The sequence below is a fragment of the Nocardia sp. NPDC056100 genome (assembly GCF_042266325.1).
Classification (GTDB): domain Bacteria; phylum Actinomycetota; class Actinomycetes; order Mycobacteriales; family Mycobacteriaceae; genus Nocardia.
Genome location: NZ_JBHJVY010000002.1, coordinates 341,535 through 362,441, shown reverse-complemented (window position 1 = coordinate 362,441; position 20,907 = coordinate 341,535). Strand labels below are relative to the sequence as shown.

The following is a 20,907-nucleotide window of genomic DNA, read 5'->3' as shown; positions in this document are numbered from 1 at the left end:
CGCAGGTGTCACGAACCGACACGAATGCGACTGTAGGGAACACCGAAACCACTCACACGAAAACGTATGCACGCCAAGACATCCCATTCGGAGGTGGAATGTGAATGACATAGGACGACGCCTATTTCCCCGCCGAGCACGCTCGGAGGACGAACATGTCGAGGTGGAGGCGATCCTGCGCGACGCCAGTCGCGCCGACCCTGACACTTTGGACGACATCGTCAACGAGCTACGAACACACGGTGGGAATGTGCGCACCCAAACCGAAATCGACAGTGTGATAGCCCGATTCCGGGCGACACACGCCGATCCGCACAGCGACAACGAACGCACCAGCACTGAAAGCACCGAAGTCAGCCACGAGGACGAGCAATCACACGACCGGGGGCAGTCCCACCGTTGAACGGCCCCGACGCCGCTCTGTGCTTCCTCCAGGACCAAAAGGAATTGTGATGGCGTTGACCGAGCGCGAGGCCATCGTGCTGGGCAGACTCAGTGCATTGAAACCCACCGGGGCACTGACGGTCCGGCAACTGTGTGAGAAAACCGGACTTACGCCCCGAGCGGCCCGCCGGGCTCTGCATCGGCTCACTGCTACCGGCCTCGCGCTGAGCACTGTGCACAACCCGGCCACGTGGCGAGCTACTGAACGCGGTCGGGTGACAGTGAACAATCGACGCTACCGGGACTACCTCGTCGCGCAGGCACAGTGACGACCCGCATATCAATCGGTCAACCTGCTCCCATCCTCTGAGGAAGGACCACTCGCCCAATGCCCGAAAAGGTCACCAAGGAAAAGGTTTTGGCCTACATCGTGCGTGACGGGAAGCTGCTCGTCTTCCGGCACAGCGATTACTCGTGGGAGGAAGTGGGCATCCAAGTACCTGCCGGAAGTGTGCAGGATGGGGAGATGCCCGAGGACGCTGTCCTACGGGAGGCACGGGAAGAGACTGGGTTCACCGAATTCACGATCGTGCGCAAGCTCGGGGAATACACCTACGACATCAGCCCTTACCGGTTCGAGATCCAGCATCGGCACGTCTTCGAACTCAAGCTCGGACAGGACACTCCGGAGCGGTGGAATAGCCGGGAAGAACACGGTGGCGAAGGTGAACCGACGCGATTCGAATGCTTCTGGATTCCGCTGGAAGCCGCACACGTTCTGCAATCGGGGCAGGGCGCGCTACTCGGCCGACTGTTCGATTGAGCGATCGATGTCCGATCCGGTTTGGCGAGCGGTGCTGTGAGCGAATGAATCGATCACACGGCGCCTTGGCCGGATACGGATGTCGGTCGACGATCTGCGGCAACTGCACCTGCGTAGAAGTCGAGGTGTGAGCGGGCGGCGCGGTCCCATCGAAATTGCGCGGCGAGGGTGCGGCCTGCATCGGCGCGTTGTGGGTTGTGGCGCAACGCTTCTCGGATGCCTGCGGCCATCTCGACTGGGGATCGGGCATAGTGCACGGCGTTCTGGAAGACTTCGCGCAGGACGGGTAGGTTGCGGGCTACGACGGGGGTGCCTGCTGCCAGGGCCTCCATGGCGGCGAGGCCGAAGCCTTCCTTGGTGGAGAAGAACGGCAGGACCTGTGCGGACGCGACCAGTGCGGGTAGGTCGGCGTGCTCGACCGCACCCAGTACGGTGACGTCGATGCCGAGTTCGGCTGCACGGGTGTCGAATTGAGTTCGGTAGTCGCGGTAGTCGAAGAGGGTTTCTCCGCCTGCGATGACCAGACGCAGGTCGGGGTGATCGCGGTGCACAAGAGTGAATGCCTCGAGCAGATCGAGGCTGCCTTTGCGGGGTTCGATGCCGCCTACCGCGAGCACGTAGCGGCCCAGGCGAGTGCGCCATGCGGATCGGCCTGCGATAGCGGCGGGGTCGTTGCTTGCGGCGGTGGCGAAGCGGTCGTATTCGACGCCGTTCGGGATGACCGTGGGGGTCAGGCCCCAGCCGGTGTGGACTTCTTCGGCGACGGCGGCCGAGACGCAGATGTGGGCGTAGGGGTTGGTGATGGCGGCTTCGTGGCAGCGGGCGAGTTCGGGGGTGGTGAAGTGGTCGAGGTGGTGGATGGTGCGGATGCAGGGGCCGACGGCGTTGGCGCTGATGCAGTCTTGGGCGTGCACGATGTCGAAATCGCTTGGGGTGAAGGCGGTTCGCAGGACCTCGATCGAGCGCATGATCCTGGCGCCGACGCTTTCACCGTCGAGAGCGGCGAAGGGGACAACGCGCACGCGCACTGCCGGGTCGACGGGGCGGAAGAATGCTTGGTCGCCGCCTCGGCCCAGGGTCCACACCGTGACCTCGGCTCCCTCGCGGACCAGCGCTTCGGCGAGGTTGAGGGTGTGTACGACGCCGCCACGCGGTTTGGTGGAGTAGGTCAGCAGGGCGATCCGCATCATTGAAATCCTTTGTCCTGCAGGAGGTTGACGTAGGTGTCGGTGCGGCGTTCGGTGAGGTGGTGCAGGACGCGGCGGGCGCGTTGGACTTCGGCGGCGATATCGATGTCGGCGACCGCGAGGCCGCCTTTGGTCCAGGTTTTGGCGAGGATGTCCCCGCCTGGCCCGACGATTTTGGCTTGGCCGAGGAAGCGGAGGCTGCCGGTGGTGCCGGTTTGGTTGGAGGAGGCGAGCACGATTTGGTTCTCAGCCGCGCGGGCCTGGTCGTAGAGGTCGAACAGGCGTGATTGGCGGTCGTTGGGCATGCGGGAGGCGCGGTCGGTGGTGCTGGCGGGCCACGCCGAGAGGGCCGCGATGGTGTGGGCGCCATCGAGGGCGAGTTCGCGGGCGGATTCGGGGAAGGTTTTGTCGTAGTCGATGAGCATGCCCATGCGGCCGAGTGGGGTGTCGAAGGCAGAGAAGCCTTGTCCCGCAGCGTAAGCGAGGTGCTCGCCCGCCGGTTGATGCACCTTGCGGTGGCGGCCCAGCACGCCATCACCGCTGAGGCAGACCGCCGAGTTGTAGCGCAGACCATCCGCGTGTTCGGCGTAGCCGACGCAGAGAACCATGTCTCCGGCCAAGCGGCTCAGTAGCCGGATTTCGGGGCCGTCGCCGTCGATCGCTTCGGGACCGGTGGCCGGGTCGGGGTTGCGCAGATCGCCGATGTAGCCGCCCAGACTCGCATCGGGCAGCACCAGCAGCTGGACGCCGTCGGCGGCCAGGCGCTCGATGATCCCGGCGATCTTCTCCAGCGCCCGGCCGATATCGGCGCCGAAATGCGCTGCGACCGCGGCGATTCGCGTGACGGGCATCGCCTAGGCCACCGCTGAGGTGTGAGCGGCGACGGTGATGCGGTCGGCCAGGTACTCCGCGTCGCGGGCGATCGCGGCGAAGCGGCCCGAACCCCACGTGTGCAGCCACGGCAGGCCCAGGAAGTAGAGCCCGGATGTGGTTGTGACACCGCGGTTGTGGCAGGGGTGTCCTTCGCCGTCGAAGACTCCCGCGCGCAGCCATCGGTAGTCCGTGCGGAATCCGACCGACCACAGCACCGAGGTGATGCCGTGCGCGGCGAGATCGAGTTCGGTCGGCTCGGATTCGGGCCGCCACACCGGGGTGTAGCGCTCCTCGACCGGTGCGGTGAGGTGTTCGCGGGCGATGTAGGCGTCGATGGAATCTTTGATGCTCTCGGCTACGGCGTCGGCGTGATCGAGGGATTTCGCCAGCGACAAGTCGAAATATGCTGTGCCGCTGGTGATATCGATCAGACGTCCGTAGAGGCCCATCCCTTGGCGGGCGAATGCGCGCAGATCGATATCGCGACCGCCGCCACGGCCGGTGACGTAGTGGTTGGTGTTCTCCCGCTTGCCCAATCCGCCGGGCTGATCCTGAATCGGGATGTCGTAGTGGCCCATATCGTGCAGCCAGGCCACGCAATCGCGGCCGCGATAGAAGCGCGCGACACGGGGAGCATTGCCGACCGCCAGATGCACCTGCCGCCCTGCCAAATGCAGGTCCTCGGCGATCTGGGCACCCGATTGCCCGGTGCCCACGACCAGTACCGCGCCCTCGGGTAGGTCATCGGCGTTGCGGTACTGCGCAGAATGCAGTTGGGTGATCGAGGCCGGGAGCTTCTCGGCGAAGCGCGGGATGGTGGGGACGTGGTAGCCGCCGACGGCGACTACCACCTGATCGGCGTGCATCGGCCCGGCGCTGGTGCCGAGTGCGAATCCGCCTGCGGGCGCGACCGTCAGATCGTTCACCTGCACGCCTTCGCGCACGGGTGGGTCGAACGTCCGCACATAGCCCTGCAGCCAGGCGTAGACCTCATCGCGGGCCATGAACCCGTGCGGGTCGGGGCCGTCGTATCGGTAGCCGGGTAGGACGCACTGCCAGTTCGGGGTGACGAGAGTGAAGTTGTCCCAGCGGGTGTCGGACCATTCGTGGGCGATGGTGTCGCGTTCGAGTACGACATGGTCGATACCGTTTCGCGTGAGGTGCCAGCTGATCGACAGGCCCGCTTGGCCGCCGCCGATCACGATCACATCGTGATGTTCGGTGGAATAGGTTGTCATGACCGGCCTTTCGATGTCACGGCGGCCACCGACGGTGGAGTCATCGACAGCACTCGCACGGTGCCTGACTCTGTGGACGAGAGTGCCTGTGCAGCAGCGGTTTCGATCGTTTCGAGGGTGTGTGCCGCCGAGGTGCACGCGAATCCGTACTTGGCGCGCACCCGCTCGGAGGCGAGGGTGAGTGCGGTCCGGACGTGGGTGAGGAATTCCTCGATCGGGTAGTCGATGCCGACCGTGAGATGGTCGTGGATGACCAGCGAGGGTGAGTAGCAGTGCTGCACCGCGCCGTCGGGCCAGCGGACCTGGAAATGCATCTCAGGCATGTTCGACCACCAAACCCGTGGGCCGATCCGGTTGTCCGACAACGCCATAACGCTGGGTCACGCTGTGATACAGCTCGGGGCGACGATCACGCAGGTTGTACATGCCGCCGTCGCGGGCAAGCGCCAGAACATGATCGAGATCCACTGTGGCGGTGGCCAGTCCGGCGTTGGTACCGGTGGTGGCGAGCACGTCACCGCCGGGGCCGACGATCTTGGCGCTGCACACGAAGCGCAGCGATCCGAAGGTTCCGGCCTGGTTGGAGGCGACCCACACCACCTGGTTCTCCACCGCGCGGGCACGGTCGAAGATGTCGAAACGTTGTGTCCAGCGGTCGTCTTCGAGCCGCTCGGCGGCACCGGTGCGTGCGGTCGGCCAGGCCGAGAGTGAGGTGATGATCTGCGCGCCGTCCAGGGCCAGTGCCCGGGCGGCCTCGGGGAAGGCTTTGTCGTAGCAGATCTGCATGCCCATCCGGCCGACCGGAGTATCGAACGCTCGATACTCGAATCCCGCTTGGTAGCAGAGGTTTTCACCGAGCGGCTGATGAACCTTGCGGTATGAGCCCAGGATTCCGTCGCCGCTGAGGGTGACCGCGGCGTTGTAGCGGTCCTCGCCGTCGGCTTCGCAGAATCCGAGGGTCACCACCAGGTCCCCGGCCATGGCCGCGACGGTGCGCAGCTCGGGTCCGTCGAGGGTGAGAGCCGGTGGCAGACTGCGCAATCGGCGGGCTCGGGCTTCCTCGCTCTCCTCACCGCCACCCAGGCTCGGCAGGTAGCCGCCCAGGCATGCCTCGGGAAGCACCAGCAATCGGCTTCCCCGCGAGCGAGCGGTGTCGATGAGCGTGCCGATGGTGCGGTAGCAGGTCTCCATATCGCGGCCGAACTCGGCGGCCGCCACGGAGATGGTCAGGTCGTTCATGAGATCCCCAATCCGGTAACGGATCCCGTCACCGCGGTGGTCGTGATGCCGTCCGGCCAGCGCAGCCGGACGCCGGGGGTGGTGGTCAATTCGCCGCAGATCGCCGAGGTCGCCGGGCTCGACGCAGAGCTGACGGGAGTGCCGGGGCGGTCGGCGGTCAGCATGGCGAAACCGGGAAAGCAGGTGAGCCAGTCAGCCATTGCCGCGTTCTCGGGTTTGGGCAGGCGTGCCAGGTCGATCTCGACGCCGACGCCGCTGGATTCGGCGAGCATGCCCGCGGTGCCCGCGATCCCGGCCATGCTGACGTCCTTGGCGGCGCGCGGGCGGGACTCGGCGACGACGCGGCCCAAGGCGCGCAGGTCGTCGCCCGATCGATGCGACGACGAATCCCATTGCCGCCCGTGATATCCGGTGCGCCAGCCGCCGTCGAGATCGGTGGTGAGCGCGAGCTGGTCGCCTGCGCGGCCGCCCCCACTGGTGACCGGGCGATCGGTGCGGCCCAATGCGGTCACCGACAGCGCGGCCGGAACCCCGACCTGGGTGTGACCACCCAGGACCGGCACCTGCCATACCGCGCTCGCCTTACCCAGACCCCGCAGAATCCGGGTCAGGAGCGAGCGCGTGGGGGCGGCTACCGCGTCGAGCATCGCGACAGGTTCGGCACCCATCGCGGCCAGATCATTGAGATTGACCAGGACCGCGCACCAGCCCGCCCATTCCGGATCGCGTTCGACCATCGACGGCACGATGGCATCGCACGCCGCGAGCAGATCCCCGCCGGGTACCGGTGCGGCATCGTCGCCGCGAAAACCGCTCCCACCCAAGGACATCGGCAGAACATCCAATGCCGCGAGCGCCGGACCCAGCATGGATTTGGTGGCGTCGGCCAATCGCTGGATGCGTTCGATCGGCCATCGCATGCTCACATGTGGCACACCACCCAGGCTGCTCGGTCCAATCGCCGTCCAGCCCAGATCGGTGAATAGCGCGTCATGGCGGGCCTGCACGGTGGCGTCGAAGCGCAGCACGTTGTTGTTCTCGGCATACGCGCACGCCGCACGGACCAGAGCCTTGCCAAGCCGGTGTGTGCGCAGCGCGTGGTCGACCACCAGGCGACTGCCGGTCCACCAGCCGATATCCGTCGGTGTGGCCGGGGCCAGCCGCACACCCCCGAGCACCGTGCCGTCGGAGGCGGTCGCGACGAGCACCCGGGTACGCGGGTCATCGTCGAGGTCATCGATATCGCTGCCTACGAACAACCCCTGATCGAGGACGAAGTTCTCGCGGCGCAGTCGCCGGTAGGCCCGCAGTTCGATCAGCTCGGCCTCGCGAATCATGAAGTCGCTGTCGCGACCAGTGGGGGTTCCGGAGAGCACGCACGACCCGATGTCCTGGTTGTGCGGCCTGCGAGACAGCCGTGATCCGGCACTGGGATTCAATGCCCCGCTCGATAACCCGAAGCCGGAATTCGATGCTTCACCCGATAGCCACGATCCGATTCCGGGGCTTGACGGCTCCCCGGAGGACGCCTGGGGTCGCAGGTCCTGGCGCACCAACTCTGATGGCGCATCCAGCCGCGCACGAGATGTCACCACCCTTTGTTGAGTAGCCATCTCATCCCCCGGAGCTCTGCAGGACCGAGCACGCTCCGCACGCCGCGCATCCGGCTTTCTGTGCGGCACCGAGCATTCCGGCCTGCTGCAAGTCATGCGCGACGCGGCGAGTCACCAATTCGAGATACTCGGGTTCCGGTGCGCTCGCGTGATCGACATCGACCGCGAGCGTGCCCGCCAGCGGACGGAACGGAACGATGAACGGATACACGCCCATCGCGATGAGTTCGCGCGCCCCGGACACCAATTCGTCCGGGTCCTCGCCCAGTCCCGCGAGCAGATAGGTCGAGACCTGGTTGCGGCCGAACACGCGCACCGCCTCGGTCCAGGCCGCGCGGTATTCGTTCAGCGGCACAGTCGATTTGCCCGGCATCCATCGTGCGCGCACCCGATCGTCGAGTGACTCCACATGAATGCCGATCGAATCGGCTCCGGCCGCGCGCAACTCGCTCAGCGTCGACAGATCGCCCGGGGGCTCGCACTGCACCTGGATCGGCAGGTCCGGTACGGCTTGTTTGACCGCTCGGACGCAGCGCGCCAAATGCCGTGCGCCCCTGTCTTTTCCGGCAGAAGTGCCGGTGGTCATCACCATCTGCCGTACCCCGTCCAACCGCACCGCGGCCGCAGCGACCTCGGCGAGCTGTTCGGGCCGTTTCACCGCGATCGTGGACCCCGCCTCGAGCGAGGCTTCGATGGCACAGAAGCGGCACCGCTGGTCCTCGCCGTAGCGGATGCATGTCTGCACCACCGTGGTGGCAAGCACATCGGCCCCGTGCAGTTTGGCGATCTTCTCGTACGAAATCCCATCCGCGGTCACCAGATCGTAGAAGCGGGGCCGTTGCACCGGCTCGACCGTCACCCCCAGATCGGTGCCTTCGAACAGGAGCCGGTTCCCGCGCACGCTGTACGGACTCGCGCGCCGGATGGGGATGGCAGCGCCGGCACCCCCGATCAGGACATGACCGTCATCGCTGGGACCGGCACCGGATCGGCGCTGCACCGGCACATCGACGCGAATTCCGAGCAGCGCCAGGTCTACTCGAGTGGATACCTCGGTCATGGCAGGCCTACAGCTGGTAGGTCGAGTTGATGATGGCGCCCTTGCGGGCGTAGTGGATCAGCGCGTCCTGCACATCGAGCGGATGCGCGGGAATGACACCCTCGATCAGGTCCTCTTCGCGCGCACCGTGCAGCGCGAGCCCGAACCGGCACGCGAACACCTTGCCGCCCTCCTTGATGAAGGTCGAGAGCGCGTCGTTGATGTTCTGCTCGCCCGGGAATCCGCTGTCGCCGGTGGTCGGAAATCCGCGTGTGGCAATGGCATTGATAGCGCCGGGTCCGTAGAAGTAGATGGCGGACTCGAAGCCCTTGCGCAGCGCGCGAGTGGCTTGCAGGATCGCCACGAAGCTGACCGAGGACTCGTGCGCGATGCCGTGTACCAGCGTGAAATAGGTTTCCCCGACCTCGGCCCGATAGTCGGGAAAGATCTTGGTGGCACCGTAGATATTGGTGCCCTTCGGCAATGCCGGATGTGGAATCTCCGCCAGCGACGCGGCGATGTTCTCCTCGATCGCCTTGTCGATATCGACCGTGGACTGGGTCAGTTCGGACATGAGGTTCTCCCTGGAATTCGCGTGGACCGATGAGCGAGGCGAACCGGCGCGGTTCGGTGTGGGCACTTTCATCGGTGAAACCAGTTGACGTCCGGTCGATTTCGCAATGGTTACATCCGGAACATTTGCCGATGTCCAGAAACTCACTGAGACGCATTTGCCACGAATTACCAAACACGTTGTGTAGCAGTCTGTTTAGCGTCATCTCGCGATCTGTGAATGCGCAGGCACGTCGCATCGACCTGGTGCGGGGTAATCGCTGTCCTCGCGTTTTCCTCGACTGTGTTAACTCCCGCCATCGACTAAAACCGCCTGCCGTAACACACCGGAAACCGTCGGATCCGCAGTCGCGCACCGATCAGGGAAGACTGGAGCCCATGAGCGACGTGAGGATCCGCACGGCCATCACCGACGACGAGCCCGCACTATCTGAGCTCGTGCGGCGAACCTGGTCCCCGGCCACCGAGATCACGCCCCAGCCACCCGCTGGCGAACCGTTCTTCCATGAAGCCAGCCGCCCCGAGGACTACCTCATCGCCGAACTCGATGACCGTGCTGTCGCCTACCTGCGCCTGGTACAACCGATCCCGGTCGACAGCTGCGCCCACGTCCGCCAAATCCAGGGCCTCGCGGTCGACGACACCGCCCGGCACCGAGGGATTGCCACCGCACTGATCACTGCGGCGATCACCGAGTCCCGCCGTCAGCACGCCACCCGCCTGACCCTGCGTGTGCTATCCACCAACCTCGCCGCCCAACGCCTCTACGCCAGAACAGGTTTCACACTCGAAGGCACACTCCGGAACGAGTACTACCTCGAGGAGAAGTTCGTGGACGACCTGTTGATGGCGCAGCAGATCTGATCGCTCGCCATTGCTGTCCCTATCGTGCTCAAAGCGCACGGGTGCCCAGGTCGGTGACGACCCGCGCCAGCGCGCGGACCGGCTCGGTGTCACCGCCCGCGGCCCAGATCATCGCCCACTGCAAGCGCGGGGCATCCGAGACCGGGACGTACGCCAGGTCGGGGCGGGCGTGGAAGCGGGACGCGTGCTCGCCGAGCAGGTTCACCGAGCGGCCGAGGCCGATCAGGGTCGACAGCTCATCCATATTGGTGACCTGGCCATCACGCTCGACCCGGCGTCCGCGCGGTGTGGCGAACGGGTGAAAGGCGTCCTGCCAGTAGCCGGGTTGATCGGGACCGGTGGCCACGCTGAAATCGCCCAGCACCTCCAATGAGACCGAATCCCGCAGGGCCAGTGCGTGATCGGCCGCGACCGCGAGTACGCGGTCCTCGGTGAAGACAACCGGTCCGACGGTGAGATCGGGCTCCTCCACTGGGAGCCAGGAGATCAGCACGTCGATCTCGCCCCGGCGCAGTGGACCGAAGGCGTCCACGAACGGGTTGTGCCGCACATCGAGCCGCCAGTACTGATGCCGGGTGGTGAACATGTCGAAGTACGGCCGCAGATCGTGGGCGTTCGAGGCGATCACGCCCACGCGCAGCACCGCGTGTTCCTCGCGGGCGGCCCGCTTCGCCTCCGCCAGCACCTCGTTGAGGTTCCGGTAGACCGGCCGCAGGCCGTCGCGCAGCTGCTCGCCCGCGCGGGTCAAGCGCACCACCCGGCTCGTTCGCGTGAACAGCGCGGTGCCGATCGCGCGTTCCTGGGCTTTGATCGACTGACTGACTCGCGGTGAGGTCAGGTGCAATCGTTCGGCGGTGCGCCCGAAATGCAGCTCCTCGGCAAGGGTCAGGAAGATCTCGATGTCGCGGAGCTCCACACCCCATCCCTTCTACTGTTAAGCCGACCTTATCGTTCCATTCGAAAAGACCGCTTGATCGTTCTGACCAGCGAAATCACGATGAGATGTCACATTGTCGTCAGAAGAGGATTACCGATGAAGCAGCTCATCGTCATCTCCGCCCTCACCGCCGGTCTCATCGGCTCGGCGGGTTCCGCAGCGGCACAGCCTGTTTCAACGACTGCAGGCGTGGCGTCGGGGCCGGTCGCCACGCAGGTGGCCGGTTCGTCCGAGGACGCGTTCTGCGCCATCATCCGATTCCTGAAGGGTGGCTGGGCGGGTCGTGCCACCGACTGCTCGTTCTGAGCGCGGAAGTCAACGGAATACGCTCGACGATAAGGGATTTCGAGAATGATCAGCAGGAGCGCCGGGTCGGCGACTGCGGTATTGGCCGCCGCGGCACTACTCGCGGGGTGTGGGACCACGACCGTGAACACCCAGCCGACCTCCGGCACTACGGCGGCGACAGTCACGACGCTCGCCCCGACGACGGCCGGGACCGGCGGCGAGCCGACTGCGACGCCGCCCACCCGGGACGATCCCACGACCACCACCAGTCCGGTCGCCACGGCACCGGCCACGCCCGCGGGTTCGGACTGGGATCCGTGTGTGTTCTCCGAGTCCGAGCTCAGCGCAGCCGGTTTGAGCTCCACCGGTAAGCAGCGGGTCAGCACGTCGAAATACCCGGCGTGCAAGTGGATCGCCGCCGACGGTAGCTTCGATCTCGTCGCGGTGGCCTCGGCGGATTCGCTGGACACCGTGCTGGCACCGGGGACCTACACCGATCTGCGGCGCTCGTCGTACTACGGTCACGACTTCGCGCTGTTCCGCTCGGTACAGGACAGCAACAAGATCGGCTGCATTACCGCCTCCGTGGCGGCGTTCGGGACCGCCGTGCTCACCCTGCGGTATCTCGGCGCTCCCAGCGATCCGCGCGACCCCTGCCACGCGGTCCAGAAGGTCAGCGCCGCGCTGACCAAGAATCTCCCTTGATCGATCGGCGTCGACTCCGCAGCCGAAGTCGCTCGGTCAGGTGAGTTGCGGGAAAGCTCGCGTACCCCAGCACATTTCATCGCGATGTGGCTGGTGATCGTCTTGCCGAATCGCAGTGCGCGCAGGGTCGGATGGGTCAGAATCGAAGGGTGCTCTGTTGGGGCCCAAGCGATTTCGTATGACAACGGCGTCGCCGCTTGTCCCCGTCCGGCCCCGCCGCGTCGTTGCGCGTGGGCTCTCGATCGCGCGCGGGTTCTCCCCCGCGCCGACCCTCCGGCGCAAGGATGCGATCTCATGACTCTGTTGACCTACACCGTGCTCACCGACCCCGCGGCCTTGGAAGCGTCGAAGGCGGGGCAGCCCACGTCCTTCGGGACGGTGTATCTGATGGTCACCAATTCCAGCGGCACCGCGACACATTGGACCAAGAACGAGGTGAAGGTGCCCATCGGCAATGGCGCCGAACATCTGACACCGGATATCAGCCTCGTCACGGCCAGCGCCGAATTCCACGGGCTGCAGACGGGCGTGCAGTCGCTCGATGTCCAAATCCAGTCCGCCGCAGGGTCTTTCCAGGTCACGAAATCTTCCGGTGGCAAGGTCCGTTTCGCTCCCGGTGACTACCTGGTGCTGAAATTGGAGGATGTCCCGGTCGCCGAATCCGCCGGGCTTGCCGTGCTGAGCGTGCACGAGTCCGCCGGCAAAACGCAGACCGCGAAACCGAGCAACAGCGTGACCGCGGTTCCGCTGGTGAAGACCGCACCGAAGTTCGTGGCGCCCAGCAACTTCCGTCCCGATCAGGCCCTGGTGGACGATGGCGACGCGATCGTGTTGCGCTGGGATGGACCCGATGATCTCGCCTACACGATCGGATTGCCGGACAGCACCCTGGTCTCGGTCACCGCCACGGGCGAATGGCGGCCCGACCCCAAGACCGGCCCGAAACGCGACGCCACCTACACCCTGATCGCCACCGATCCCGCCACCACGCGGCAATACTTCCTGTCCACCACCGTCCAAGTGGTCGAACCCACCTTCGACAAAGGGATCCGAGCCGCCCGAGTCCATGGGCTCTCGGGAACGGGGAGACTCGAGTTCACCCCGGCCGGGGTGCGGGTCACCGATCCGGTCGGGTCCGATGGCGAGGTCGCGGCCGCCAAGGTCGGAGCGAACCTGGTGACCACCCAAAAGGTCACCGGGCCTTGGGCATCCACTGGCGCACTCGCCTTCGGAGCGAACGGCATACTGGTCTCGAACAACTCCGGCAGCGAGTCAACCGTCACCGCTGACAAGGTCGAGGCGAACGGGGTCGCGACCGAGCTGGTGAACGCCGCGCGGGTGCAGGGGCCGGGCAGTCACGACGGATCGATCACTTTCCCCCAGAGCGGCATTCAGGTCTGCAATGGCGCGTTCGACAACACTCCTCGGTACGGCTACGTCTTCGCCGAGTCGGGCATCTATCAGAACCAATCCTTCACGGCGGGAAGCGAAAACCGCTGGATCGATCTGACCGACGGCGGCGAGGTGTCGGTGAAACAACGGCACGCCGATGGGACGACGACCTACGGAACCATCAAGGTATCCAGGGTGGACACCGATTACGCCCGCTGGTGAGCAGATGCCTCTGCTACCGACGGTAGCGACCGCGCATGGGCCGGATTGCGAAGGATCCCGATGAATGGGATCTCCGGTATTTGATTCGGGCAAGAGCTGCTTCTGTGAGACGCGACACCCCAAATGTCCGGTTTTCGGCAGAACTGAAGTGGCTTCCGCCACGATGAAAGGCCTTCCCACCCATGCGCATCCGATCTCTTCGATTGTCCCTCGCGGTGATGGCGACCGCGGTCGCGGCCGCCACCGCCACCACCGGCATCGCAACCGCCGGCCCCGACTTCGGCAGCTCCGGCAGTAGCTCCGGCAGCGGCGGCGCCAACGAAATGACCATCACCCTGGTGCGCCACGCCGAATCCCTCGGCAACACCTCGGGCCTGATCGACACCAAGGTGCCCGGACCCGACCTGTCCCCGCGCGGCCGGACCCAGGCGGACAACCTGGCCACCCTGCTGAACGACAAGAAGTTCGACTGCGCCTTCGCGTCCAACATGGTGCGCACCGAGCAGACCGCGGCACCGACCGTCGCCAAGAAGCACCTGAGCGTCAACGTGCAGCCCGGCTTCCGCGAGATCGAGGCGGGCCAGTACGAGGGCACCCCGGAGGCTCAGGCCATGGCCGGATACCTCCAGGCGCCGATCAAGTGGATCTCCGGCGACACCAGCGCACGGATCCCGGGCTCCATCGACGGCAAGGAGTTCGACGACCGCTTCGATCAGGCCCTGCTCGATGTACAGCGCCGCAACTGCGCCAACCCGGTGATCTTCTCGCACGGCGGCACCATCATGTTCTGGTCCATGATGAATGCCAGCAACGCCGATAAGAGCAAGCTCGGCACCGATCCGATGCGCAACGGCGGCCGCGTGGTCCTCAAGGGCAGCCCGCAGAAGGGCTGGACGATCGTCGAATGGGTCGGCAACCCCGACCTGGGCTGATCGATTCTTTCGCGCCCCGGATGTCATCGCACTGTCGATGGCGCCGGGGTGCACCCGTATCTCAGCTCAGGGTCCCCATGGCGAAAGCGGATCGAAGGCGGTTCAATCCATCGCGGATCCGGCTTTTCACGGTGGCGAGCGGAATATCGAGCCGGTCCGCCAGCTCGCTGTAGGTGAGCCCGCCGAAATACGCCAATTCGATACTCTCACGCTGTAATTCGGTAAGAAGGCCGAGGCCGCGCACCACCGTGCGGCGCTCGTCATGCTGCTGAACGGTTTCGAAGACGAAGTCGCGGTCGATACCTCGCGCCATCTCGCCATAGCGCACATCGCGTTCGAAAGCCGCACGGTCGCTTCGTATTCGGTCGATCGCACGCCTGCGGGTCAGCACGATCAGCCACCCGATCGGAGAGGCGAGCCGCGAGTCATACCGCGCCGGTGATGACCAGACTTGCAGGTACACCTCCTGCGTAACTTCCTCTGCGGCCGCGCGGTTGCGCAGCATCCGCAGCGCGACCCCGAACACTCGATGACTGGTCAGTCGGTAGAACCGGGTGAACGCGTCACGGTCCCGCGCGGCGATTCCGGCCAACAACTCAACACACATCTCGGCAAGGTCGGCGGAGGACGGCGGGTCGGCGGAAAACTCGTCATTGATCGACGCCACGGCATCGGGGGGATCAAGCAGTTGTAGGGCACTGGGACTGGTTTCATATGTCACGATCACCTGCGTTCCTCCCCAGCGGCAGGCCACAGGGGCTTCAGTAGGCCGCCACCGCCCTTTCAGCGCGGCAACCCTCGGTGCTCTCGGTCGTGTCTACAAGCGACTTCGACACCGCAGGATGCCCGGTTTGGTCGCAAAGCGAGTTCTTCGGCTGCTGATCGCCCGTCCCGAACCCAGCGTCGGTCACTACCGCTTTTCACACCGCTGGGCTGTCGTCGGCCATCTGGTACTCGCCATTGTCGAGCCGTTCCACGATGCCGTCCGTCCAGCGGGCGAGATGGTCGAAGGTACCGGCCCACAGTTCGAGCAGGTCGGCTGAGTGCGGTGCCTCGCCTCGCCGTGGATAGTCGGCTTTCATCGCGACCAGTTCATCTCGAACCTGCGTGCTGCGCTGACGCTGCTGCCGCAGCAGGTTGATGACGTGATCGCGCGGCAAGGTGTCCATCAGCGCGATACCGGCGCCGAGTTCCTCCATGTCGACACTGACCAGCGCGTCGTCCAGCAGTGTTCGGTATTCGGCCTCACCGGCTTCGGTCAGTTCGAACAAGGTCCGGCCCGGGCCGGTACTACTGCTTTCGGTCCCGATCGCACGCAATTTGCCCTCGTGGGTGAGCTGTTTGAGCGCGTGGTAGATCGAACCCGGCTTCACATTCGTCCAGGTGTCCGCTCGCCAGGTCAGTAGTTCGCGGCGGACCGCATAGCCGTATGTGGGCTGTTGCAGCCGGGTCACCCCGAGGACGAGTAGACGAATCGTGGACATCGAACGATGGTAACCTGCACTAGTCAAATTTGATTACCGAGTGGAGCCGATGATGCCCGAAGCCGCGGTGCCGATGTTGTGGAGCCGGAAGGCTCACCTGTCCGAACTACTCGACTTCTACCGCGCACTCGATTTCGAGGTCACATACGAGCAGAGCCGCCCGTATGTGTACGGCGCGGTCGCGCGCAACGGATACCAGTTGCACTTCACCGGACGACCCGAGGGCGTCGACGCGGAGCTCAGCTGCCTGGTCTTTGTCGACGATGTCGCCGCGTGTCACCAAGAATTCAGCGCCGCGCTACGGGTGCGATTCGGGCGCGTCCCAGCCAAGGGCGCACCGCGAATCACCCGCTTCAAACCAGGACAATCCCGATTCACCGTCGTGGACCCCGAGAGCAACCATGTGCTGGTGATCCAGCGAGATGAGCCGCTCGAGTTGGAATACGGCGGCTCGAAGGAGCTCGAGGGCCTCGCACGAGTGCTCGACAACGTACGCATCCTGCGCGATTTCAAGAACGACGACACGATGGCACTGAAGGTTCTGGACGTCGGCCTGCGCAGGTACGGCCCGTCCGCCGCACCCGAGGACCTACAGCGCGCGCATCAGGTGCGCGCGGAGTTGGCACCGGAGTCGACCTAGCGCCGCGTCGGAAGCTGGAGCGCCTGCCCAGGATCCGTATACGGCCAACTGCTGCACACCCACCGAACCGGGACGGCGGGGCGGTTTCATCGGGCGGAGCCGCCAAGTCGTCCCTGCCTGAGAAGCACTGAGACGTGACTAATCCTGTTCGACAGCAAGGAGTTCGGCGAGAGTGTCGATGCCCGGCAGGTCGAGTCCGCCACCCGCGTGGGTGGCTCGGCCCAGCAGCTGTTGCAGGCGAGTGTTGAGTGGGGCGGGGATGCCGTGCAGACGGGCGAGGAGGGAGATTTCGCCGTTGAGGTAGTCGACTTCGTTGGTGGGGGTGCCGCGGGCGAAGCTCTGCCAGGTGGATTGCCGTCCGGCGGTTACGCCGGATCGCTCACTGAAGTGACCCTGGGCCGGATCGAGGATCAAGGCGGCGGTGTCCGCAGGGTCGAATCCAGCGGCGGTGAGGACGAATCGGGCCTCTGCCGAGAGGGCTTGGCCGACAGCGTCTTTCGTTTTCCTGTCACCGGCCAGGACTTCGACCCCGTTTCGCACGCTGTGAACTATTTTCGCGGCCTTGTAGGAGTGGATGTCGGTGACCTGCTTGATGAGGAAGTTCGCGTCGTGCAGGTCCGTGGTGAAGGTTTTCAGGGCCTGCTCGGCGAATTCGGGTGTGAGCGTGCTGGCGATACCGGCGAGGGCACCGCCTACGTAGGGGTGTCCACCGACGCGGACCTCACCGGTGCGGGTGTGCTGGGCGGAGATGAGAAAGACCGCGCCCAGCACGGTGTCGAACCAGCGGGCCGTGGTGCGTTCGGCGTCCAAGCCGTTCTGCACGGTGACCACCGGGACCAGATTCGCGGCGATCCCCCGGACCGTGCCCTGTTCATCGGTCACGTCGCGCCATGCGAGGGCGGGTGCGACCGTCGGCAGGTCCTGGGATTTTACGGCCAGCACGACGATGTCACCGGTCCGAAGTCCCAGATCGGCGTCCAGCGCCACGGCCGGGAGCCGGATCTCCCGGTGCCCGGCATGCGAGTGGTACGACAGCGGTTGTGCCGCAAGATATTTCAGTGTCGCGCCGCGAGCCACCAGTAGTACGTCGTGGCCGCGATCTCCGAGTTCGACGGCCAGGGAGACTCCGACCGCGCCCGCACCGACGATGACATATCGGGTCATCGGTCCGCCCGGCGCAGGAAGGTCTCACCGGCGCGCACCGGGAAATCGAGGCTGTTCTCCGGCGGCGGCAGCGGGCACAGATAGTGGTCGGAGAAGGTGCACGGCGGCAGGTAGGCGCGATTGAAGTCCACGACAACACGGCCCTGACTGTCCGGGGCGGGGATGGTGAGAAATCGGAAGCGCTGGGTCTGGCTGCCGTTGGTGGTATCGGCGAAGGTGAGCTGAATATCTCCGTTCGGGGCACCCGCGCCCGACAGCACAAGCTCCCTGCCGTCGACGGTGATACGCACGCGCACACCGGTATTGGTGCTGACGAAGCCGTCGATGTGGTCGAGTAGCAATGGCGTGGAGCCGGTTTCGGCGACACCGTCGAACACCCACGCCTGATCCGGGGTGAATGCGTCGATCCCTGCCAGACCCGTGCGTGTCGACGCGTTCGGGTCGAATACCCGCAGGGCGATCTCACCGGCGCGAATCAGCGGTTGCAGCAGCAGATCTCCGCTGGGCGCCCGATCACCTGGTGTGAGTTCGAGATGAAAGCCCGAGCCATCGCCGACGGCCCGCCCGTCCGCCGCGACCCACTCGCCGGGAACGCCGTCGATGCGCAGCGGGATATCGCTGAGCCAATGGGTTCCGGTCGCGGCGGCCAAGCCGTGCGCGTCGGTGGAGAGCGTTTCGCGCTCGGCGTGCCAGCGCTGCCAGTCGGACACCCAGGTATTGGTTGCCGTTGTCATCGAGAATGCCTTTCGAGGGTGGATGGTTCCCGGCTGGACCGCGCTCGGCGTCCGGGAATCGCGGCGATGAGCCGCTCGGTACGGGAATCTTGCGGATTCCCGAAAACGTCTGCGATCGAACCGGATTCGACAACCGTGCCGCTGTCGAGCACCGATACCGTGTGCGCGATCTTGGCCACCACGGCGAGGTCGTGGGATACGAACAGGTAGGCCAGGCCGAATCGCTGTTGCAGGTCCAGCAGCAGATCGAGGATCTGCTCCTGGACCGATACGTCCAGTGCTGACACCGGTTCGTCCAGCAGCACCAGATCCGGCTGCAATGAGAGGGCCCGGGCGATGGCGACCCGCTGACGTTGTCCCCCGGAGAGTTCCTCGGGCAGGCGCTCCAGGGCGGTGCGAGGCAGTGCCACCGCGTCCAGGAGTTCACCGGCGCGGGCGTGGCGTTCGGCGCGGCTGCCGAGCCGGAACGACACCAGGGGTTCGATAATGCTCTCGCGCACCGTGAATCGCGGATCCAGTGCGGCATAGGGGTTCTGATGCACCAGTTGGAACCGGCGGCGCAGCGGGCGTTGCCGCCGCCAGGAGAGTCCGGACGTCTCGGTGCCATCGAAGCGCACCGTTCCGGCGCTCGGGGTATCGAGGCCCATCGCGATGCGCAGCAGCGTGGACTTTCCGGATCCGGATTCGCCGACCACCGCGTGGGTGCGACCGGCGGCGACCCGCACTGATACATCGTTCAGCGCGACCACCGCCCGGCCCTTCCGCCCCCGGAATTCCTTTGTCACAGCCTCTATTTCGAGAATGGCCGCATGGTCGGACCGGTCCTGACCGGTCTCCCGGAAGCGCGGTTCCAGTGCGCCGTCGTTCGCGAGTGCCGGTGCGGCCGCGATCAGCCGCCGGGTGTAGGTATCCGCGGGGGCGACGAGAATCTCTGCGGGCGTTCCGGATTCGACGATTCGGCCCTGCCGCATCACGATCACCCGATCGGCGCGGTCGGCCGCCACGGCGAGGTCGTGGGTGATGATGAGCAGAGCGATACCGCTCTCACGCACCAGCGTCTCGAGGTGATCGAGAATGCGGGCCTGCACGGTCACATCCAGTGCGCTGGTGGGTTCGTCGGCGATGATCAGCTCGGGCCGCCCGGCCAGGGCGATCGCGATCAGCACCCGCTGGCGTTGTCCGCCGGACAGCTCGTGCGGATAGCGGTGCACGTGCTGGTCGGCGGCGTCGAGCCCAGCGGTGCGCAGCACCTCGAGCACTTCGGCATGCACTGCGGGACCACGTATGCCGCGCAGCCGCACGGCCTCCGCGACCTGGGTTCCGATCTGCTGGGTCGGGTTCAACCCGACCATCGGGTCCTGTGGGATCAGGCCGACGGTCGATCCGCGCAGGGATCGGACCGTCTTCTCGCGGGCTCCGACGATCTCGACACCCCCGACTCGAATCGAGCCGCCGGTGATCCGCGCGTTGTCGGACAGCAACCCGATCACCGCGTGCGCGGTGGTGGACTTGCCGGAGCCGGATTCGCCGACCAGCGCCACGATTTCGCCGGGTCGCACCGCCAGCGAAACGTCATGCACGGCCGTCACCACGGTGCCACCGGTCAGGTAACCCGCTGAGAGACCGGTGATTTCGACGATCGGCGAGCCGGTGCGCGCGATGGCCGTTGACGCCGTCATCGACGTACCTCCCGCAGCGTATGCGCGATGTGGTTGAGCGCCAGCACCGTCAGCGCGACCATCGCGCCCGGCAGCAGCGACACCCAGGGCGCGGTCACCAGGAAATTGCGTCCGCTCGACACCAGCGACCCCCATTCGGCGCGCGGCGGTGCAGCCCCGAAACCGAGGAAACTCAAGGCCGCCACCGCGATGATCGCGGTCCCGAAATCCAGCACCGCCAGCGCCAGCACCGGACCCCACGAATTGGGCAGTACGTGCCGGATCAGCACGCGCGGCCACGATCCGCCGCCGGAGCGCGCGGCCTCCACATAGGGCAGCGTTTTGACCCGCAGCACCTCGGCGCGCGTGGTGCGCGCGAAGCCGGGAACGGTACCGACTCCGACCGCGATGGCGACGGGGATGGTGCCGAACCCGAGTGCGGTGACGATCGACAGGGCCAGCAGCAGACCCGGAATCGCCAGTTGCACATCGACCACCCGCATGATCAGCGCGTCCAGCACACCGCCCAGGAATCCGGACAGCACGCCCAGCACCAGGCCCGCGCCGAGCCCGATGGCGATGGCGATGAGGGCGGCCTTCACGGTGAGATCCGCACCGTAGAGAGTACGGGTCCACAGATCGCGCCCGACATCGTCGGTGCCGAATAGATGGGTGCCGCTGGGCGGGCGCAAGCGCTCGGCGGGTGCGGTGGCATACGGCGCGTAATCGGTGAACAGCGCGGGCGCGAAGGCCGCGACGATAACGAACACGACCAGCAGACTCGCCAGCACGAAGCCGGGTCGGCGAGTCAGTCGCACCAGCCGCGCACCTGTCCGGGTGCGGCGCGGACCCGTGTGCAGTTCGGGGCTGTCGTCGACCGGTGCGACGGCCTCGGGATTGGTCAGCGTCTGCACCATC

The 20,907-nt window shown here is 65.8% G+C and carries 24 protein-coding genes; 9 read left to right on the top strand and 15 right to left on the bottom strand.

The genetic code is table 11. The features are described from left to right. Positions 1 to 163 precede the first annotated feature (163 nt). From ACFC0O_RS13255 to ACFC0O_RS13245, 3 genes are read left to right on the top strand one after another with little or no spacing between them, the layout of a single operon-like run. Positions 164 to 403 (top strand): hypothetical protein, encoded by a 240-nt coding sequence (locus ACFC0O_RS13255; RefSeq protein WP_375957067.1) that lies wholly within the window; start codon positions 164 to 166, stop codon positions 401 to 403. A gap of 49 nt (positions 404 to 452) precedes the next feature. Further along, positions 453 to 713: a hypothetical protein gene (locus ACFC0O_RS13250; RefSeq protein ID WP_375957064.1), complete on the top strand. Its 261-nt coding sequence runs from the start codon at positions 453 to 455 to the stop codon at positions 711 to 713. A gap of 59 nt (positions 714 to 772) precedes the next feature. Beyond that, positions 773 to 1,207: an NUDIX domain-containing protein gene (locus ACFC0O_RS13245; protein ID WP_375957061.1), complete on the top strand. Its 435-nt coding sequence runs from the start codon at positions 773 to 775 to the stop codon at positions 1,205 to 1,207. Positions 1,208 to 1,260: 53 nt separating this feature from the next. On the opposite strand, the gene ACFC0O_RS13240 is transcribed toward ACFC0O_RS13245, so the two are convergent. The 8 genes from ACFC0O_RS13240 to ACFC0O_RS13205 form a co-directional block, all read right to left on the bottom strand. Then, positions 1,261 to 2,394: an MSMEG_0565 family glycosyltransferase gene (locus ACFC0O_RS13240; RefSeq protein ID WP_375957059.1), complete on the bottom strand. Its 1,134-nt coding sequence runs from the start codon at positions 2,392 to 2,394 to the stop codon at positions 1,261 to 1,263. Continuing rightward, the gene (locus tag ACFC0O_RS13235; RefSeq protein ID WP_375957056.1) at positions 2,394 to 3,245 is read right to left on the bottom strand and encodes a carbon-nitrogen hydrolase family protein; all 852 of its coding nucleotides are present in this window, start codon (positions 3,243 to 3,245) and stop codon (positions 2,394 to 2,396) included. Before ACFC0O_RS13235 ends, ACFC0O_RS13240 begins: the two co-directional genes overlap by 1 nt. A 3-nt stretch (positions 3,246 to 3,248) precedes the next feature. Next, positions 3,249 to 4,505 carry an MSMEG_0569 family flavin-dependent oxidoreductase gene (locus ACFC0O_RS13230; protein ID WP_375957053.1) on the bottom strand — a complete coding sequence of 419 codons (1,257 nt, stop codon included), beginning with the start codon at positions 4,503 to 4,505 and terminating at the stop codon, positions 3,249 to 3,251. Further along, entirely contained in the window at positions 4,502 to 4,828 is a 327-nt protein-coding gene (locus tag ACFC0O_RS13225) for an MSMEG_0570 family nitrogen starvation response protein (RefSeq protein ID WP_375957050.1), read from the bottom strand. The genes ACFC0O_RS13230 and ACFC0O_RS13225 overlap by 4 nt, the downstream gene beginning before the upstream one ends. Continuing rightward, a complete protein-coding gene (locus tag ACFC0O_RS13220) occupies positions 4,821 to 5,744 on the bottom strand; it encodes a carbon-nitrogen hydrolase family protein (protein ID WP_375957047.1) in 924 nt (307 codons plus the stop codon). Before ACFC0O_RS13220 ends, ACFC0O_RS13225 begins: the two co-directional genes overlap by 8 nt. Beyond that, the gene (locus ACFC0O_RS13215) at positions 5,741 to 7,081 is read right to left on the bottom strand and encodes an MSMEG_0567/sll0787 family protein (RefSeq protein ID WP_375957044.1); all 1,341 of its coding nucleotides are present in this window, start codon (positions 7,079 to 7,081) and stop codon (positions 5,741 to 5,743) included. Before ACFC0O_RS13215 ends, ACFC0O_RS13220 begins: the two co-directional genes overlap by 4 nt. Positions 7,082 to 7,358: 277 nt before the next feature. Next, on the bottom strand, positions 7,359 to 8,417 hold the full coding sequence (locus ACFC0O_RS13210; protein ID WP_375957041.1) for an MSMEG_0568 family radical SAM protein: 1,059 nt from the start codon (positions 8,415 to 8,417) through the stop codon (positions 7,359 to 7,361). Between the two features lie 7 nt (positions 8,418 to 8,424). Beyond that, a complete protein-coding gene (locus ACFC0O_RS13205) occupies positions 8,425 to 8,970 on the bottom strand; it encodes an MSMEG_0572/Sll0783 family nitrogen starvation response protein (protein ID WP_375957038.1) in 546 nt (181 codons plus the stop codon). A 377-nt stretch (positions 8,971 to 9,347) separates the two neighbouring features. On the opposite strand from ACFC0O_RS13205, the gene ACFC0O_RS13200 reads away from it, so the two are divergent. Further along, positions 9,348 to 9,833 carry a GNAT family N-acetyltransferase gene (locus tag ACFC0O_RS13200; RefSeq protein WP_375957035.1) on the top strand — a complete coding sequence of 162 codons (486 nt, stop codon included), beginning with the start codon at positions 9,348 to 9,350 and terminating at the stop codon, positions 9,831 to 9,833. Positions 9,834 to 9,861: 28 nt separating this feature from the next. Here the strand turns inward: ACFC0O_RS13200 and ACFC0O_RS13195 are convergent, their stop codons facing one another. Then, on the bottom strand, positions 9,862 to 10,749 hold the full coding sequence (locus ACFC0O_RS13195) for a LysR family transcriptional regulator (RefSeq protein ID WP_375957033.1): 888 nt from the start codon (positions 10,747 to 10,749) through the stop codon (positions 9,862 to 9,864). A 117-nt stretch (positions 10,750 to 10,866) separates the two neighbouring features. Here ACFC0O_RS13195 and ACFC0O_RS13190 point away from each other — a divergent pair, with 117 nt between their 5' ends. The 4 genes from ACFC0O_RS13190 to ACFC0O_RS13175 all read left to right on the top strand — a co-directional run bounded on the left by ACFC0O_RS13190 (position 10,867) and on the right by ACFC0O_RS13175 (position 14,309). Beyond that, positions 10,867 to 11,076: a hypothetical protein gene (locus ACFC0O_RS13190; RefSeq protein WP_375957030.1), complete on the top strand. Its 210-nt coding sequence runs from the start codon at positions 10,867 to 10,869 to the stop codon at positions 11,074 to 11,076. 45 nt (positions 11,077 to 11,121) lie between these two features. Then, entirely contained in the window at positions 11,122 to 11,763 is a 642-nt protein-coding gene (locus ACFC0O_RS13185) for a DUF3558 family protein (protein WP_375957027.1), read from the top strand. Between the two features lie 294 nt (positions 11,764 to 12,057). Continuing rightward, positions 12,058 to 13,377 (top strand): hypothetical protein, encoded by a 1,320-nt coding sequence (locus ACFC0O_RS13180; protein WP_375957025.1) that lies wholly within the window; start codon positions 12,058 to 12,060, stop codon positions 13,375 to 13,377. A gap of 182 nt (positions 13,378 to 13,559) precedes the next feature. After that, entirely contained in the window at positions 13,560 to 14,309 is a 750-nt protein-coding gene (locus ACFC0O_RS13175; protein WP_375957022.1) for a histidine phosphatase family protein, read from the top strand. Between the two features lie 61 nt (positions 14,310 to 14,370). Here ACFC0O_RS13175 and ACFC0O_RS13170 read toward each other — a convergent pair whose 3' ends face one another. Together ACFC0O_RS13170 and ACFC0O_RS13165 are read right to left on the bottom strand one after the other, a co-directional pair. Further along, complete coding sequence (locus tag ACFC0O_RS13170) at positions 14,371 to 15,063, bottom strand: sigma-70 family RNA polymerase sigma factor (protein WP_375957019.1); 693 nt, start codon at positions 15,061 to 15,063, stop codon at positions 14,371 to 14,373. Positions 15,064 to 15,229: 166 nt separating this feature from the next. After that, positions 15,230 to 15,793 carry a PadR family transcriptional regulator gene (locus ACFC0O_RS13165; RefSeq protein ID WP_375957017.1) on the bottom strand — a complete coding sequence of 188 codons (564 nt, stop codon included), beginning with the start codon at positions 15,791 to 15,793 and terminating at the stop codon, positions 15,230 to 15,232. Positions 15,794 to 15,845: 52 nt separating this feature from the next. Here ACFC0O_RS13165 and ACFC0O_RS13160 point away from each other — a divergent pair, with 52 nt between their 5' ends. Continuing rightward, entirely contained in the window at positions 15,846 to 16,433 is a 588-nt protein-coding gene (locus tag ACFC0O_RS13160) for a glyoxalase (RefSeq protein ID WP_375957014.1), read from the top strand. A 138-nt stretch (positions 16,434 to 16,571) separates the two neighbouring features. Here ACFC0O_RS13160 and ACFC0O_RS13155 read toward each other — a convergent pair whose 3' ends face one another. From ACFC0O_RS13155 to ACFC0O_RS13140, 4 genes are read right to left on the bottom strand one after another with little or no spacing between them, the layout of a single operon-like run. Then, a complete protein-coding gene (locus ACFC0O_RS13155) occupies positions 16,572 to 17,597 on the bottom strand; it encodes a ketopantoate reductase family protein (protein WP_375957012.1) in 1,026 nt (341 codons plus the stop codon). Continuing rightward, the gene (locus ACFC0O_RS13150; RefSeq protein WP_375957009.1) at positions 17,594 to 18,331 is read right to left on the bottom strand and encodes a DUF1684 domain-containing protein; all 738 of its coding nucleotides are present in this window, start codon (positions 18,329 to 18,331) and stop codon (positions 17,594 to 17,596) included. The genes ACFC0O_RS13155 and ACFC0O_RS13150 overlap by 4 nt, the downstream gene beginning before the upstream one ends. Beyond that, positions 18,328 to 20,010 carry a dipeptide ABC transporter ATP-binding protein gene (locus tag ACFC0O_RS13145; RefSeq protein WP_375957007.1) on the bottom strand — a complete coding sequence of 561 codons (1,683 nt, stop codon included), beginning with the start codon at positions 20,008 to 20,010 and terminating at the stop codon, positions 18,328 to 18,330. The genes ACFC0O_RS13150 and ACFC0O_RS13145 overlap by 4 nt, the downstream gene beginning before the upstream one ends. Then, entirely contained in the window at positions 20,007 to 20,906 is a 900-nt protein-coding gene (locus ACFC0O_RS13140) for an ABC transporter permease (protein ID WP_375957004.1), read from the bottom strand. The genes ACFC0O_RS13145 and ACFC0O_RS13140 overlap by 4 nt, the downstream gene beginning before the upstream one ends. Position 20,907: the final 1 nt, after the last annotated feature.

Coding starts and splice junctions, on each gene's coding strand:
- ACFC0O_RS13250 (WP_375957064.1), top strand. CDS start 453: ATGGCGTTGACCGAGCGCGAGGCCATCGTGCTGGGCAGACTCAGTGCA.
- ACFC0O_RS13245 (WP_375957061.1), top strand. CDS start 773: ATGCCCGAAAAGGTCACCAAGGAAAAGGTTTTGGCCTACATCGTGCGT.
- ACFC0O_RS13240 (WP_375957059.1), bottom strand. CDS start 2,394: ATGCGGATCGCCCTGCTGACCTACTCCACCAAACCGCGTGGCGGCGTC.
- ACFC0O_RS13235 (WP_375957056.1), bottom strand. CDS start 3,245: ATGCCCGTCACGCGAATCGCCGCGGTCGCAGCGCATTTCGGCGCCGAT.
- ACFC0O_RS13230 (WP_375957053.1), bottom strand. CDS start 4,505: ATGACAACCTATTCCACCGAACATCACGATGTGATCGTGATCGGCGGC.
- ACFC0O_RS13225 (WP_375957050.1), bottom strand. CDS start 4,828: ATGCCTGAGATGCATTTCCAGGTCCGCTGGCCCGACGGCGCGGTGCAG.
- ACFC0O_RS13220 (WP_375957047.1), bottom strand. CDS start 5,744: ATGAACGACCTGACCATCTCCGTGGCGGCCGCCGAGTTCGGCCGCGAT.
- ACFC0O_RS13215 (WP_375957044.1), bottom strand. CDS start 7,081: ATGATTCGCGAGGCCGAGCTGATCGAACTGCGGGCCTACCGGCGACTG.
- ACFC0O_RS13210 (WP_375957041.1), bottom strand. CDS start 8,417: ATGACCGAGGTATCCACTCGAGTAGACCTGGCGCTGCTCGGAATTCGC.
- ACFC0O_RS13205 (WP_375957038.1), bottom strand. CDS start 8,970: ATGTCCGAACTGACCCAGTCCACGGTCGATATCGACAAGGCGATCGAG.
- ACFC0O_RS13200 (WP_375957035.1), top strand. CDS start 9,348: ATGAGCGACGTGAGGATCCGCACGGCCATCACCGACGACGAGCCCGCA.
- ACFC0O_RS13190 (WP_375957030.1), top strand. CDS start 10,867: ATGAAGCAGCTCATCGTCATCTCCGCCCTCACCGCCGGTCTCATCGGC.
- ACFC0O_RS13185 (WP_375957027.1), top strand. CDS start 11,122: ATGATCAGCAGGAGCGCCGGGTCGGCGACTGCGGTATTGGCCGCCGCG.
- ACFC0O_RS13180 (WP_375957025.1), top strand. CDS start 12,058: ATGACTCTGTTGACCTACACCGTGCTCACCGACCCCGCGGCCTTGGAA.
- ACFC0O_RS13175 (WP_375957022.1), top strand. CDS start 13,560: ATGCGCATCCGATCTCTTCGATTGTCCCTCGCGGTGATGGCGACCGCG.
- ACFC0O_RS13165 (WP_375957017.1), bottom strand. CDS start 15,793: ATGTCCACGATTCGTCTACTCGTCCTCGGGGTGACCCGGCTGCAACAG.
- ACFC0O_RS13160 (WP_375957014.1), top strand. CDS start 15,846: ATGCCCGAAGCCGCGGTGCCGATGTTGTGGAGCCGGAAGGCTCACCTG.
- ACFC0O_RS13155 (WP_375957012.1), bottom strand. CDS start 17,597: ATGACCCGATATGTCATCGTCGGTGCGGGCGCGGTCGGAGTCTCCCTG.
- ACFC0O_RS13150 (WP_375957009.1), bottom strand. CDS start 18,331: ATGACAACGGCAACCAATACCTGGGTGTCCGACTGGCAGCGCTGGCAC.
- ACFC0O_RS13145 (WP_375957007.1), bottom strand. CDS start 20,010: ATGACGGCGTCAACGGCCATCGCGCGCACCGGCTCGCCGATCGTCGAA.
- ACFC0O_RS13140 (WP_375957004.1), bottom strand. CDS start 20,906: ATGGTGCAGACGCTGACCAATCCCGAGGCCGTCGCACCGGTCGACGAC.